The sequence below is a fragment of the Paenibacillus sp. Y568 genome, assembly GCF_059445545.1.
This window is the reverse complement of record NZ_JCAIUM010000019.1, coordinates 53,726-69,728: the sequence shown is the minus strand read 5'-3', so window position 1 is coordinate 69,728 and position 16,003 is coordinate 53,726. Positions and strand designations below refer to the sequence as shown.

The window sequence follows — 16,003 nt, the reverse complement described above, 5'->3', positions numbered from 1 at the left end:
ACAAGGGAGGAGCTTGCGTATGGCGGATTTACGTATTGATCTTGCAGGAATTAAATCACCGAACCCTTTTTGGTTAGCGTCTGCACCTCCAACAAATACCGGATATCAGGTGCAACGTGCATTTGAGGCAGGCTGGGGTGGTGCCGTCTGGAAGACACTCGGAGACCCCATTATTAACACTTCATCAAGGTTTGCTGCAGTTCATTTCAATGGGCAGAGAGTAGCGGGCTTCAATAACATAGAACTTATCACGGATCGACCTCTTGAAGTGAATCTGAAGGAAATCTACGAGACGAAGAAGAGATTTCCCAACCATGCGATTATTGCATCCCTGATGGTAGAACCCACACGAGAGAAGTGGCATGAAATTGTTAAAAGAGTAGAGGCCATCGGCGTAGATGGACTTGAATTGAATTTTGGTTGCCCGCATGGTATGGCGGAACGAGGAATGGGTGCAGCCTCGGGGCAACAGCCCGACCTCGTAGAGAAACAGACAATGTGGGTCAAGGAAGTCGCAGAGACACCTGTGATCGTAAAGTTAACACCCAATATTACGGATATTACCGTTGTTGCGCGTCATGCTGTTAAAGGCGGAGCGGATGCAGTCAGTATGATTAATACGATCAACAGTCTCGCAGGCGTGGATATTCACTCTTGGAACACCATTCCGCATGTTGGCGGAAAAGGTGCACATGGTGGGTACTGTGGACCTGCTGTTAAGCCCATTGCGTTAAATATGGTGGCAGAATGTGCAAGGGATCTGAATGTTGGAGTTCCTATTTCAGGTATTGGTGGAATTTCGACTTGGCAGGATGCCGTGGAATTCATGCTCATGGGAGCAACGGGTGTTCAGGTATGTACAGCTGTCATGCACCATGGATTCCGAATTGTTGAAGATATGATTGATGGATTAAATAACTACCTGGATGACAAGGGAATCGAATCCGTGATGAGCTTAGTTGGACAAACGGTTAGTCGTTATTCCAATTGGGGAGATTTAGATCTCAATTATAAAGTGGTGGCGAGAATCGATCCTGTTACGTGTATCAACTGTAATAAGTGCCATATTGCATGCGAGGACACATCCCATCAATGTATCGATATGCTGCATGATCCTGATGGCAAGGCTATTCTGCAAGTACGTGAAGAGGACTGTGTAGGCTGCAATCTATGCTCGATTGTATGTCCTGTGGACGGAGCCATCAATATGGTTGAGCTTGTAAATGAACATGCTCCAATGAGCTGGAATGAGAGACAGAAGGTACTAGCTAGGCTTAATTCGGAATCTTCTGAACTGGAGGTAGGATGAACCATGGCAAAAATCATTAAGAACGGAACGATTGTAACGGCTAGTGACACCTATATCGGTGACATTCTTATTGAGGGTGAAGTAATTACTCGGATTGGTCTCCATCTGGATGAACCAGGAGCCGAGATCATCGATGCCTCTGGTTGTTATGTATTCCCAGGTGGCGTGGACCCACATACTCATCTAGATATGCCTTTTGGTGGAACGATGACGAAAGATGATTTCGAGACAGGTACGATTGCTGCGGCCTTTGGTGGAACAACGACAGTGATTGATTTCTGTCTGACAACGAAAGGTGAACCTCTAAGTAAGGCTGTAGAAACATGGCATGCTAAATCTGAAAAAAAGTCCGTTATTGATTATGGATTTCACTTAATGGTCTCTGAAGTGAATGATGCCGTACTCCAAGAACTTCCTCTCATTATTGAGGAGGAAGGGATCACATCTCTGAAGGTGTTTATGGCTTATAAGCATGTCTTCCAGGCGGATGATGGAACGTTATATAAAACCCTTTTATTAGCTAAAGAAGAAGGCGCCTTAGTCATGGTACATGCAGAGAATGGCGATGTTATTGAGTATTTGGTAGAGAAGGCATTATCTGATGGAAATACTGCGCCGATCTATCACGCATTAACAAGACCTCCGGTGCTAGAGGGCGAAGCCACGGGTAGAGCGGCTTATTTAACAGAACTAGCAGATTCACAGTTATATGTTGTTCATGTCACTTGTGCCGAAGCCGCATGGAAGATTGCAGAGGCACGCAAGAAAGGACTTCGAGTATTCGGCGAGACCTGTCCACAATATTTAGTGTTAGATCAATCTTATATGGAGAAGCCGGACTTCGAAGGTGCAAAGTATGTGTGGTCTCCACCACTTCGGGAGTCATGGAACCAAGATGTGTTATGGGCGGCACTGCGAAGTGGAGCGCTACAAACGATCGGATCTGATCAATGTTCTTTCGATTTCAACGGTCAGAAGGATATGGGGTTGAACGATTTCTCCAAAATACCAAATGGAGGGCCCATGATTGAGGATCGCTTCAGTATATTATTCTCGGAGGGAGTGGGTAAAGGGAGGATTTCTCTTCATCAATTCGTGGATATCATAGCGACTTCTAGTGCTAAGTTATTTGGAATCTTTCCGCAGAAGGGAACGATTGCGGTAGGGAGTGATGCAGATATCGTTATCTTTGATCCCACAGTGGAAAGAACGATCTCAGTGGAAACACACCATATGAATGTGGATTACAATGCCTTTGAAGGAATGTCGATTACGGGAGAGCCTGTATCCGTCTTAAGTCGAGGGACATTTGTGATTCGAAATAAGGAGTTTGTGGGTGCTGCGGGAGCGGGACAGTATCTAAGACGTAAGCGTTTTGAGGGAGTTAAGAAGTACTCTAAGGGACCAGCACAGATCGGCATAGGGGGAGGAAGTTGATGTCAGATCATGAAGATTATCAATGTGAGAAAGAGCAAATAGATATACTGATAAGTGCAGGTTATACCATTACTAATATACTAGAAGACCTAGATGGCGCACAGGTGAAATTTACAGAACTTGATAAAGGAAGTCATAAAGACATGCGCGTGTTAACGGCAGAAGGACGTAAATACGTCGGTATTAGAGTGGCTTTGGGATAAAATAGACCGATAGAAGCAAGAAATAGGAACTGAACTATTGTTCAGTTCCTATTTTTTTTGTTCGTAAATCAAGTGATTCGAACAATAAATTTTATATTTCGACAAAGAACATATAAATTCTACCGAAAAAACGCTGGAAATGTTTACAAATACATAGTAAAATGAGTATCGTTGTTGGTTGTTGTCGAATAAAAGATTTTTTTAACAACTTTATATATTAATAAGGCAAAACTACCGAAAGGTAGTGACGCAAAGCTATAGGGACTAATTCCTCAGGGAAAGTCAGCCAGTTGCAATAAATTGGTGATCTGCGGCTGCTTAGTCAGTTTTGTGGAACACCATTTTTTATTTTAATAGGAATGAAGTATGACTTAAAAGATTAAGGGGGGAATTGACTCTTTAGTAAGCAACTACAACCTAGAATGAAATACATATGTAATAGATTCATATTATAACAAATAAGAGGAGACATATAAATGAAGTTTTTAAAAAAACTAAAAGGGTTCTTTAGTAACAAAAGTATTGTCACTAAAAATATGTTATGGACGAGTCTCTTTATTCTTTTAACAGGTGTCATATTGATTGCAGCAAGTTATTATATCCAGGGGAATGTATTGACGAACCAATTGGAGTCGGATTCAAGAAAAATAATGGAATCATGGGAGAGTAAGGTAACGACAGAAGAGGTTGCGGAAGCAAAGGCTAATACTGACCGTCAATCACCGATCCAGAGGAAAATGGCAGAAATATTTGCGGAATTACCTATTCAACATCCTAACGTATCTCAAGGGTATTTATTTGGTCCTGAACTTGAGAAGGGTAACGGAACATCAATGATTGCCTTCTCAGATGAACTCTTAGATGCGATTATTCAAGAAGAAGGTCTGAATTTAGGAGCAATATATCCGCAACCTGAAATTCATGCAGACGGTGTAAGAAAAATGCTAAAGACCAAAGAATTAACGTTTACCCAACCGTATGATGATGGATTTGGTACTTGGGTAACTGTTCTTGCTCCATACAAGGATGCAGAAGGAAATATATTTGCTTACATGGGTATCGATGTCGATGCAAGCCTAATTAAGAACGGCAAACAAGAATTGCTAAAATATACGTCAATAGCTTTGGTATTGATCTTAATTATTATGATAACAATTCAGTATTTTATTACGAAGCGGACTTTTGCACCTGTGCAAGATTTGATTAAAGCGCTAGAGAAATTAAGTCAAGGTGACTTCAACGTTCAGTTGGCAACAAGCAAAGACGAACTGGGTCAAGTGGCTGAGAAGTTTAATGGGACGGTAGTCACGATTAACCGTTTGGTTACGACGATTAGATCGATATCAATACAATCGGCTGAGCAGGGGAAGGAATTATTCGCTGCTTTGGAAGATAATCAACATATTTCGATGGAGATTACTAAGAATATTGATGGAATATCTGACCAGGCATCACAGCAGAGTAGGTCAATCGTAGAGAGTGCCATCTCGCTGGAAGAAATATCTTCAGGGGTTAGCACGATTGCAGGAAGTACCAATGTGTTATCTGATACGTCTATGAATATGAGAGAGCATTCAGAACAAGGTAGTGTGAATGTTGATAAAGTGATGAAACAGATGGACGCTATTCATAAATCTGTACTTCATTCAGTGGTCTCTATCGAACAGTTACAGAAACGTTCTGGACAGATTGGAGAAATTGTACAGGTCATTACCCAAATTGCTACACAAACACAATTACTATCTCTGAATGCGAGTATTGAAGCGGCTAGGGCTGGAGAAGAAGGACGAGGGTTTGCTGTTGTAGCCAATGAGGTGAAGAAGCTGTCAGAGGAATCAAGAAAGTCAGCAGAACAAATTACTGAGTTAATTCACTACATTCAGAAGGAAACTCAAGTTGCTGTAGAGGCAATCAATGAAGGCGAACATAACGTTGAAGTCGGAATAGGGATTGTACAAGAAACAGGGGAATTATTTGCTACATTAGTATCGGCCACAGAATCGGTTACGAGTCAGATTCAGGAGGTGTCTGCTGCAACGGAAGAAATGGTAGCAGAGACGGAGCAAATTACTGCTTCTATCAAACAACTTTCTGTTACGGCTGAGAGAAATGCAGAATTATCAGAAGAGATCAAATCAAGTGCTAATGAACAACGTGTATCTGCAGGTAAAATGGTTGACACGGCAAAGCATTTGACTCAAATCTCCACTGAACTTGAGGATTTAGTTATTGAATTGAAAGTCTAGAATAAGTACATCCTAGATGGCCATTCGTATTCTGATACTGAATTTATAGAGAGATAACAAGGAGTTGTTGTAGATGAGTACCATCATGAATCATGGAACTGTGAAAGATTATTGGATGAAGGAGCTTCAAGCGCCTTTGTCGGCATTGGATATCTATACGGATTTCCCTAATCATTTAACTTCCAGAAAACTTCAGAAGACGACCTTTAAATTAGATGTGCAGGCAGAGCAAATGATTGAACTCCACCATCGTTGTGATATGAGTGTGTGGATGCTTAGTTGTTACTTTGTATTTCTACACAGAATGACGGGCGAGAGAGATCTGATCGTTGGAGTAAACGATACTAGAGGGAATATCTTACCGCTTCGAATGATATGGGAAGGGAATATTTCATTCCAGCAATTATTTGCAAATACGATTGAGAAACTAAATAGTAGCTATGATGCTAGTCTACTTCTATCAGAGATCGAAGAAGTGGTGGGTCAATCATCCATCATTAAGACAATCTACGGGGAGAATGATACGTTAAAGGATAGTTCTCTGAATTGGTTTGTTCGTGAAGAAGAAGGGGCATGGGTTGCTCACATCACCTATCATAACAACTTGTTTAAAGAGGCTACCATTCAAAAGTTTGCACGTCACTTTCAGTCCATAGTGAAAGCTGTTCTAGTGAACAACGATGTCTCCATCGGCGACATTCCGATCTTGACTGAAGAAGATATGAATGCATATGCAGAGCTTAATAATACAAGTAAGGAATGGCCTGATACGTTAACCATTCCAGCGATGTTCGCATCATCGGTGGCTCGTTATACTAATCGTATTGCCCTTTCCTCGGATGAGGGGAGTTTAACATACACCCAATTGGATCGTTTATCGAATCAAGTGGCTAACATGTTGGTGCAAAAGGGTGTTACTAAAGGTGAATTTGTTGCTATCTTTATGGAGAGAGGCATGGATGCCATTGTAAGCATGTTGGGTGTGTTAAAAGCTGGCGGGGCATATATCCCCCTTGATCCAGAGCATCCAGATGACCGGAACTCTTATATTGTTTCAGACACACAGTCTCATATCGTTATTACAAAAGAGCATTTCACTTCGAAGTTAACAGATCTGTTGAGTGGGAATGATTCGGACGTTGCTATTTTTTGTCTAGACAAGCAGCTAGACTTATATTCCGATGACTCCGTTCATGTGATCCATCATCCAGATGATATGGCTTATGTCATCTATACATCCGGTTCTACAGGCAAGCCTAAAGGGGCTATGATCGTACATGCAGGTGTTGTAAACCTTGCTCTGGCAAGTAAGGAAAACCTACAGTTTAACGAACATGATGTGATGTTACAGTACGCAACCTTTAGCTTCGATGCCTCGGTATATGATTTGTACAGTTCGATATGCAGCGGGTCTAGGTTGCATATTTTAAATAATGAACAGCGTTTCTCAATAGAGTCATTTACCGCAGCGATTGAGGAATTGAGAGCTACTCGCATCTGTTTCTTGCCGACCGTATTCTTTAATCAGTTGTCTGTCCATCTCAGTGATGAAGATGCACTGAAGTATAGTGCTATTAAGAGTATCTCTGTGGGTGGTGAGGCTGTAATGGGCGAGGCTGTTCGGGGATTACAGAAGAAGCTTCATAAGAATATTAAGATTCTAAATGGGTATGGTCCAACGGAGGTTACAGCCTTATCGACGGTTCATATTATTGATTATATTGTTCAAGATAATGTATATGGAATTCCTATTGGATTGCCCCTCACAAACTATGAAGTTTTGATCGTGAACGACAATGATCAACCTTGTCCGTTAAATGTAATGGGTGAAATGCTGATTAGTTCTGTTGGTATTGCTAAAGGTTATCTGAACTTACCTGACAAGACGAATGAAGTGTTCATCTCAGATCCTGTTGATCCGACTTCGGGTAAGCGATACTATCGTTCTGGAGACATGGTGATGTTGCAAAAGAGCGGAATCCAGTATGTAAGCAGAAGGGATCTGCAGGTTAAGATCAGAGGATACCGAATTGAGATTGGCGAAATTGAGGAAAACCTAATTAAACATGAGAACATAAAAGAAACAGTAATTATCGCGAAGGCAGAGACAGATGGAAGCAAGTACCTCGTTGCCTTCTATACATCAAAGAATGGCGAAGCGATAGCTAAGAGTGAACTTGTCCAGTATTTGAATAAAAGGGTGCCATCCTATATGGTCCCAAGTCATTTCTGCTATCTAGATGAGATGCCTGTATCACCTACACTGAAGATCGATCGTAAGCAACTTGCACGGTTCGAAGTGGAAGTAACCGTAGAGGAGAACGCTGATTATGTAGCTCCCCGTAATGAATTGGAGCAGGAGATATCCGCTGCTTGGGAGCAAGCGATTAATCGCACGCATATTGGTATACATGATGACTTCTTTGAGGTCGGTGGGCATTCACTAAAGATACTAGAAATCCTTGTTATTCTAAAACCGAAGTTCCCGAAATTAAAAATAAATGATTTCTTCGCTTTTCCAACCATTGCAAAACTAGCTGAAAGAGTGATTGAACTTAGGGATATGCTTGTGATCGAGGACAACATGTTGGATAGCTCAGAAATTCAAGATTTAGAGGAATATCCTAAATCATTCGGAACTCATCCTGCAAATGGCATACAGGCATATAGCAACCAACACATCTTTTTAACCGGAGCTACGGGATATTTGGGTTCACATCTTTTGTATGAGTTAATTCAGAAGTCTGATGCAACCGTGTATTGTTTGGTACGTTCTTCAGAGAATGAGGACCCATATCAACGTATTGTGGGTATCATGAAGAATTACTTCGGAGACGCCATGGGTGCGAAGCTTGAGGGTCGCGTTGTTGCCGTTCAGGGAGACCTGGAGAAGGATAACCTTGGGTTGATGGATACCGTCGTGAAGTTGCTAAATGAGAAGATTGATTCGATCATCCATTGTGCGGCTGAAGTAAAGCATTTCGGAGATGCTGAATATTTCGCTAGAGTTAATGTGGAGAGCACGAATCGACTGCTTTCGTTCGCTAGAGGGAAAGCGAATGTTCGGTTCCACTTTGTATCGACGCTGGGAATACCAGAAGACTTAGCGCTCAGTAATCAATGGAGTAAATTTACTGCACAGGATTCGTACGATTATTCAGTGAGTATTGAGAATGTATATACGAATAGTAAGCTGGAAGCGGAGAAGTTAGTGGTTAGAACTTGCGAAGACGAAGGTGTCGCGGCAACCGTTTATCGTGTAGGGAACTTGTCTTGTCATTCGGAGACGGGCGCATTTCAGAATAACATCAACAATAATGCATTTTATAGAATGCTCAAAGCGATGTTGCTCTTGAAAAAAGCCCCAAGGGTGAGCTGGCAGGTTGACTTGACCCCGATTAACTATGCGGGACAAGCTATTACATCGTTAGCTCTGAGTAACGATACCGTTGGAAAAATGTTTCATATTTGTAATCCCGTACAGATTTCGTATGAAGATATGATCGAATTCTTCCGCCAATACGGATATGATATTTCCCTTCTCGACTGGAATCAGTACGAAACATGGCTGTTGGATAGTCGTCAGCCGAAGGGACAGATTGGATTGGAATTGGCTATGGCTCAACTCGAAGGGGATGGAGCCAAAAATTCCATCTATAGATATGCATGTCCTCAAACAACGGACTATTTACAGAAATTAAATGTAGAGTGTCGCGTTCCAGACAGCGGGTTCTTCCAAAGGCTTATTGAACATGCCATCGTTGTGGGCTATTTCGATAAACCTTAAGGGTAATATGTGAATTGAATAGGTATTATAGAAAGAAGGGCTTCCGTAACTTGGAAGCCCTTCTTCTGTGCGTGTACTCATATCTAGATCATATATTTCGTGATATCCTCTGACTAGTCCCTTTAAGTTGTTGTCTTTGTATCATAACGTTGTCGCAATGTTGTAACCATCTCCATGATTTCACTGGAATTCGGTACATATAATGGTTTCACGGATGTAGATAAGCCTTGTGTCATTTGTTGTTCTCGAATAACATGTTTCACAGCTTCGGAGAATGTAGTAACGGGTTCTTCACCCATATCGGTTAGTTCAGCAAGACTTGCTGTACTATCATCCTCTACATGTGGATATTGAGAAGTAGCTGCTTCTACGGCAGCGCGATTATAGAAACCTTGTACGAATTGGGCTCGATCCTGACCGACACCATCGACAATGACAAAGGCTTGTACAATATAGGCGTGAGCTTGTCTTCGCTGGGCAATACCACAGAATTTGCGTCCAGCGATGCTTAGATCGAAATCACCCGGGCAATATGCACCCTGAATTTCGCCTTTGTCTACTTGAGATCCAGTATACGATAACGCATTCTTGATCAAGTTATACATCCGTTCAAAGTCACGATGGAAATGGATGTCCCCTTGCCCTTGTTTAGGCATAATTAGCGAGATGTTTACGACGCCAAGATCGAGTGGAACGGCAGCACCACCGGAGTTTCGTATACCTACTTGGTATCCTTGGGATTCAATCCATTGTCTACCGTGATCTGCATGGGGGAGTCGACTGTCTCGTAACCCCATAATGAATGAATGGGGATGCCGCCATAGATGGCAGATGGCAGGACCTCCATTTCCGGTATGTTTACAGAGGAGCTCGTCCAATGCAAATGGATAAAGTGGGTCATTCTCCGTTAGGTCATTCATTCGATCTAGAATTAACATATGATTAAGTTCGGATGGCTGGGTTTCGTTCATCATAAGGGGTCCCCTTTTTACGATATCAATAGATTTATTCCTCGAAGTCTTCTTTATTCTATCAGTCTGTGGACTTATATTTCAAATGATAAGATCGTGATAGAACATCATATAGATATGATAAGATGGAGATAATAACGCTTCATAGTGTACGGTCTTATTTTAGTAGAAAAGAAACAGGTGATTATATTGACGGCCGCATTAGATATGATGTCGATGTTGACGGAAGAGAACATGAAGCAACTGCTTGAAAGGTACCGTGAATTCGGTCCATTCCCTGGAATGCTTTTGACATTTATGAAGTCTTTCATTCCTCCATTACCTACCATCGTCATCGTGGGTGTAAATGCTGCAGTCTATGGACTGTGGCTTGGATTCTTATATTCATGGATCGGTATGGTCAGCGGATGTTTGGTAACATTCCTGTTGGTTCGTAAGATATCATCGTATCCGTACTTCACACGGTGGGCACTTAAACCAAGGGTAGCTAAAAGTATGATCTGGGTTCGGCGGAACGCCTTCAGCTATGTGTTTCTGTTAAGCATATTTCCGGTGGGTCCGTTTGTTGTCATTAATATAGCAGCAGGAGTCGCTCGCATGCGAATTATTTCTTATCTTATAGCTGTTATTTTTGGTAAAGCAATTATGGTATTCTATGTCTCATATATCGGTCATGATATAAGAGGTTTTGTGGAGCATCCTACTCAATTGGTGTATGTTCTATTATTTATCGGAGCCTCCTTATTCATTAGTAAGAAAATCGAAAGTTATTTCACAAGAGTTCCGTTGTAACCGTCGTTATTAATCTCTCTTGTCTTCTGATATATTGAATAGAAGATAAGTACACCTGATATTCAGGAGACAGGATGGAGATTTCATGAAAAAAGTCGGATTGGTCATGAGAAAAATACAATTTGCGGAGTCTCAAGGTCCCCGCGTGTTTGCAGATCGTCTGAAACAAATAGGTGAAGAGTTAGGTGTGGAGATTGTATTCATATCCCCTGAACGTCATGTTAATGGACATGATTGGATTCCTGGATATGAACATGAGAAGGGCGATTTGGTTAATTACGATATCGTATTGGATCAGATTCATTCTCAGAACATTGATCATGTGATATATACAGTCTCTGGATTTACCTATTTAAAAATGTTTATTAAGAAAAGTGTTCTGTTTCCTCACAGTTTCCCAGATCCAGCACTAACAGGGTATGAGATGATGAAGCCTTTCTATCAAATGGTGGAAAAGGCAGTGGTACAGACGGAATTTCTCAAACGTGAACTAGACCGTAATTTCGGTGTGGAGGATGTGACGGTGATTCCCATTGGATTCAATGAGGAGTTAGCAGAACGTCATTTCGACCCCACACAGATTGTTGATAATAGAGTACTATGGATTGGCCGAGACGAAGAGAACAGACGACCTGATCTAGTGCTTGAATATGCAAGACAGAACCCTGACAAAGAGGTATTCATGGTGTTCGGTGGGGTGCGGTATAAAGAAAGTATGAAGAAATATAACATTCCACATAATGTGACGTTAAAGTTCGCGTTAACTCAAGATGAGATATTTGCACTAATGAATTCTTCAAAAGTGTACTGGAGCTGCTCGAAGTTTGATACCTTTGCTATGCCTTTAACGGAGGCCTTGGCTATGGGTAAGATCATCATTAAACCCGAACATCCTTGTTATGATCATATCAGCTCTAAGCATGCCTTTTCTGGAAATGAGAAGAACTGGTTCGAGTTAGTCAACATGGCCGCAGCTTCGCCTCAGAAATTTTCTTTGGACAATCGTCACTACGGATTTGAGAAGTTCTCTAGTCGTGTGATGAAAGAGGGATATGCCCAATTTTTTGATACCTGGCTAAAAGACTAATCTCTTATCCTTTTATGATCCCGATACTGTCCTGGTGTCATACCTTCTTGCTTACGGAAGGAACGAATAAAGTTCTGTGAATTGTTGTATCTCAACTTAGATGCAATATCCTTAATAGGCATATCCGTAGTCTCCAACCATTTCTTCGCCATATTGAACCGATACATCGATAGATATTCGCTGAATGAATGGTTGGTTTCTTTACGGAACACGCTGCTCAAATAATTCGCATTATAATGTAGCCTCGAAGCACAATCCTCTAACGTTAGATCCGTGTCGTAATAATGTTGAACTAAGTCAATTATTTTCTCGGAAATATTATGATATTGTGCATCCTGTCTATCTATGAAAATTTTGATTAACGGATAAATAACCGTACTCCAGAACCAATCCTCAATTTCAGCCACAATGTGTAAGTCGATTAATTCCTCAAGTAGCGAGCCATTGACATGATAAATCTGAGTTAGATTAATTCCTGACTCCTGCATCACGATCAGTAAATTGTTTAATAGACGTGTCAACGGAATTTGATATTCCTGTGGAGATAATTCTAAAGAGAAGATACTATTGAAAAATTGATTGAGTAGTTCTTTCGCTTTAGCTGTCTCAGCTAGCTTGATCGCGTCGATCAGATCGTTCTCCGTATGAATAGGGTAGTTTAATTTCAAATAATGATTCCCAGAGTTGATGTTCTCATATTGAATGATGATCCCTTTGCCAAGTTTGATACGGTGTTTGAGTGCTTCTAGACCTTCTCGGTAAGCCATGGATATCTTATGAAAGGAATGGAACGGCAAGCTCAATCCAATGCTGACTTTCAGGTTAAGGTAACGGGTAATCTCTTGTTGGAGATTCTCTGTTAATGAATATAATGAGCGATGGAAGATTCCAAGATCGGAGTCAGACGTACCCACTATGGCAACAACAGTATGATCCATGATTACGGGAGCAAGCCGTTGTGGCGGTGATATGACTTCCTCAATAATGTTATGTACAGCGAATAGAAGAAGGTTTAAATCCTTCTTGTCATAACGTGATCCTTCGGAGAAGTCGATGGATAATGTCATGACAGCCATCGTCTTCCATTCTTGAAGTTGAGTCTGATAACCGAACTGCTCAAGTTCGTATAATAACTCGCTCTGTTTTATATCTCCTTGGAATGATCGAATGAGGAAAAAAGTACGAACCTGCTGAATATGCTGTTGGACTTCTTTTTCCAATTGTGATTTAGACTGAAACAAATGGTGAACCTGTTCACCAATAACTTGAAATTCATTCGTATGTTTAGCCCGAACATCCGTTAGACGTTGCCCCATCTGATTAAGTAGACGTTCGATTGGGGTATACATACGTTTGGATCCAATCCAAGCCAGCAGAATCGACAACAGTAGCATGAACGTACACACCCACAAAGTATATGTGCCAATTTTATTTGATTTCTTCGTTAAGCTTTCAATGGAGGTGACGGATAAATAGACCCACCCATTAAGCTCTGAATGAAGATAAGTAATGGAATATGGCTTATCTTGTATCGTCGTTGCAAATTGACCTGAGGGTTTAGCCTCGTCGGATAATAGTGTTGAATCTTGAATTCCACTGGTGCTCAGCGGATTACCAATCAATGAATGGTCTGGGTGAAATAGAATGATATTGTTCTCATCCGCAATAATCGTGTTTTCTGACGGATTAACTTCTGATTTAATGAAATCCTGAAGATTACAAGCAGGAATATTGGCTATGGCCAGTCCGTATTTCTCCAGATCAGAGGTAGGTAACTTCTTGATCAGGCTGATGGTGTAATTGCAGTCTGTAATACTTGTATTCTCTTCGCTATAGAACCATTCGGATGGATTAATGATCCATGACGTATTGTCTGGTGTATCCATCAAACGGATTAGATTATCATAATTCTCATATTGGTCTAATCGATACAGACCTGAATTTTTAATCATCCAATTCTCGTACTCGTTAAATAAAATGACATCCTCTAATTTGGTATCGAACGATTGCATATTGCGAATCTCGTTGCGTAAATCATTATACAATTTGAAATCGTTTACATTTAACGATGTAGTTAAAGCTTGTTTCAACACAGAGGAGTTAACAACTTGATTTAAAGTATGGTTGACAGTCGTTAACTTATGCTCTACATTGGAGTTGATTTGCGAGATAAGCTCCATTTTCCCCTTATTTACATTTTTCTGGATTTCATTTGAAGATGTGAAATAAGAGAAGGAGCCGATAAATATGACGGGAAGCGTACTTAATATACAAGCAAAGATAGTCAACTTACTTAAGAAACTTAATGGTCTCACGAAATTCAACACCCATCAGAAGAAGTAGACACATATTAATTTTAAGGAAAAGGTATGGGGAGAACAATAATCATCTAGAATCAGGATAATCATTATCTTTGAGATTGGTTGCTTTCACTTTAATTATGACTAAATTATGGGAATTGATCAAGGGGGATGGGCATGTTCATTAAGTTTCTGGGTAAAAGGTTCGTGAGTTCTTGTCGATGGCTATTGTTCCTATTGCTATTCCTTTTTATGGTTGCTTGTACGAATGGAGAGAGCTCCGAACATATACATCATAAAGAGAATGATATACCCAATATTTCGATCATGGTACCTCTCCATTTCCCGCATCCACCCACGCAAGAAATTATTCAAGAACTTGAGAAGTTAACGGATACGAACCTTGATATCGGTTGGGTCCCTGAGGGGATCTACACGGATAAGATGAACACGACATTAACGACCAACTCTCTAAAAAAAGTGACCTTTGTAAAATACACAGACTACAGTTTAGTGAAGAATGCGATTAGATCTGAAGCCTTCTGGGAGATTGGGTCTTATTTGAAAGAGTTCCCTAACCTCAAGTATCTGAACTCGAGTTATCTGGAGCAAGCTGCGGTTGATGGGAAAATATATGGACTTTATACGGAACGACCATCATCAAGACAGGGAATCATCATTCGGCAGGATTGGCTTGAGCATCTTCATCTAAATAAGCCAGGTACGTTGGATGAATTGTATAACGTAATGAAACAGTTCACCTATAATGATCCAGATCAGAATGGAAAGAACGATACAATAGGGTTAGTAGATCGTAACGATTTAGTCTATGGTGTGTTCAAGACACTTAGTTCTTATTTCGGAACACCAAACAACTGGATGTATGAGGATAATCAATTTATTCCTGAATTTGAGACAGCTGAGTATAGGAATACCATGGACTTTATGAAAAAGTTGTATCATGAGAAGATTTTAAATCAGGATTTCGCACTTACAAGTAAGGAAGTTCAACGGGATCGCTTCATTCGTGGTGAGGCTGGCGTATTTATTGGAAGTATGACAGATGTACAAAGGTTATCTAATGAGGCTAAAGCTGTTAATCCGAAAGCTACATTAACGTTAGTCAATCGTATTGAGGGCCCAAGTGGATATAAGATTTGGTCCATTCCTAATTATAACGGTCTTTATGTTTTTTCTAAGAAAGCCATCAAGTCGGAAGCTGATTTAAAAACAACCCTTGGATTCTTTGACCGCACAATGGATAAAGATGTTGTTAATCTGATGATGTATGGCGTGGAAGGAAGGCACTATAGCGTACAAGATAATAAGGTGATACTGCCCGAGGAAACTTCCCAATTACGGGTGAACGAAGTAAATCCTCTTAACACGATGATTATTGCAAGCTCTAGCAATCAAAATATCCTTGAAGTGGTTGAGAAGGAGTCGATGACAGCTCTTGCAGATCAGTTAAGTAAGGACAATGAGCTTTTTCTTGTTGATGATCCAACCGCTCATCTAAGTTCTCAGACGTATGATGAGAAAAGCATGGAGTTATCAACGATCATTACAGATGCTACATACAATTATATTCTAGGTAATCTGACGGAGGTGGGATTCGAACAAGAGGTTGAACGATGGAAGCGAAATGGTGGTAAGCGGATTTCAGAGGAATATAAGGTAGCTAAAGAATTGGTTAACCCATAGAGAATAGGTTCTATCTATCCACTGCGGAGTAGGCGCAGTGGATTTTTGTGTCTAGGTTTAGATAAATGATCTAGATAATCATTAGAACAGATGATGATAACGAGGTGCTTTTGTGAGTAAATGATTGTATTCGTAACTTACGTTAGCCTGTAATGTGGGTTCTGTAA

At 40.8% G+C, this 16,003-nt stretch carries 10 protein-coding genes and 1 riboswitch; of the genes, 8 read left to right on the top strand and 2 right to left on the bottom strand.

Annotation, left to right across the window (positions count from 1 at the left end; genetic code table 11):
* The first annotated feature begins 19 nt into the window (after nt 1–19).
* From preA to AC1D7X_RS21575, 5 genes are all read left to right on the top strand, one after another.
* Entirely contained in the window at nt 20–1,309 is a 1,290-nt protein-coding gene (gene preA, locus AC1D7X_RS21595; RefSeq protein WP_495476103.1) for an NAD-dependent dihydropyrimidine dehydrogenase subunit PreA, read from the top strand.
* A 3-nt stretch (nt 1,310–1,312) separates the two neighbouring features.
* The gene (gene hydA / locus AC1D7X_RS21590; protein WP_495456875.1) at nt 1,313–2,746 is read left to right on the top strand and encodes a dihydropyrimidinase; all 1,434 of its coding nucleotides are present in this window, start codon (nt 1,313–1,315) and stop codon (nt 2,744–2,746) included.
* Nucleotides 2,746–2,949 carry a hypothetical protein gene (locus tag AC1D7X_RS21585; RefSeq protein WP_495456874.1) on the top strand — a complete coding sequence of 68 codons (204 nt, stop codon included), beginning with the start codon at nt 2,746–2,748 and terminating at the stop codon, nt 2,947–2,949. The genes hydA and AC1D7X_RS21585 overlap by 1 nt, the downstream gene beginning before the upstream one ends.
* A gap of 214 nt (nt 2,950–3,163) precedes the next feature.
* Nucleotides 3,164–3,247: riboswitch (cyclic di-GMP riboswitch) on the top strand.
* A gap of 178 nt (nt 3,248–3,425) precedes the next feature.
* Entirely contained in the window at nt 3,426–5,195 is a 1,770-nt protein-coding gene (locus AC1D7X_RS21580; RefSeq protein ID WP_495476102.1) for a methyl-accepting chemotaxis protein, read from the top strand.
* Nucleotides 5,196–5,268: 73 nt separating this feature from the next.
* Entirely contained in the window at nt 5,269–8,982 is a 3,714-nt protein-coding gene (locus AC1D7X_RS21575) for a non-ribosomal peptide synthetase family protein (RefSeq protein ID WP_495476101.1), read from the top strand.
* 122 nt (nt 8,983–9,104) lie between these two features.
* Here AC1D7X_RS21575 and AC1D7X_RS21570 read toward each other — a convergent pair whose 3' ends face one another.
* A complete protein-coding gene (locus tag AC1D7X_RS21570) occupies nt 9,105–9,956 on the bottom strand; it encodes a lipoate--protein ligase family protein (protein ID WP_495456871.1) in 852 nt (283 codons plus the stop codon).
* 207 nt (nt 9,957–10,163) lie between these two features.
* Between AC1D7X_RS21570 and AC1D7X_RS21565 the strand changes: the two genes are divergently transcribed.
* Nucleotides 10,164–10,745, top strand: coding sequence for a TVP38/TMEM64 family protein (locus tag AC1D7X_RS21565; protein ID WP_495456903.1), 582 nt, complete (start codon nt 10,164–10,166; stop codon nt 10,743–10,745).
* 85 nt (nt 10,746–10,830) lie between these two features.
* Nucleotides 10,831–11,832 carry a glycosyltransferase gene (locus tag AC1D7X_RS21560; RefSeq protein ID WP_495476100.1) on the top strand — a complete coding sequence of 334 codons (1,002 nt, stop codon included), beginning with the start codon at nt 10,831–10,833 and terminating at the stop codon, nt 11,830–11,832.
* Here the strand turns inward: AC1D7X_RS21560 and AC1D7X_RS21555 are convergent.
* Nucleotides 11,829–14,147 carry an AraC family transcriptional regulator gene (locus tag AC1D7X_RS21555; RefSeq protein WP_495456869.1) on the bottom strand — a complete coding sequence of 773 codons (2,319 nt, stop codon included), beginning with the start codon at nt 14,145–14,147 and terminating at the stop codon, nt 11,829–11,831. The two genes, AC1D7X_RS21560 and AC1D7X_RS21555, sit on opposite strands and share 4 nt — an antisense overlap.
* 162 nt (nt 14,148–14,309) lie before the next feature.
* On the opposite strand from AC1D7X_RS21555, the gene AC1D7X_RS21550 reads away from it, so the two are divergent.
* Nucleotides 14,310–15,836, top strand: a complete 1,527-nt coding sequence (locus AC1D7X_RS21550; RefSeq protein ID WP_495456868.1) for a type 2 periplasmic-binding domain-containing protein — start codon at nt 14,310–14,312, stop codon at nt 15,834–15,836.
* The last annotated feature ends 167 nt before the right edge of the window (nt 15,837–16,003 follow it).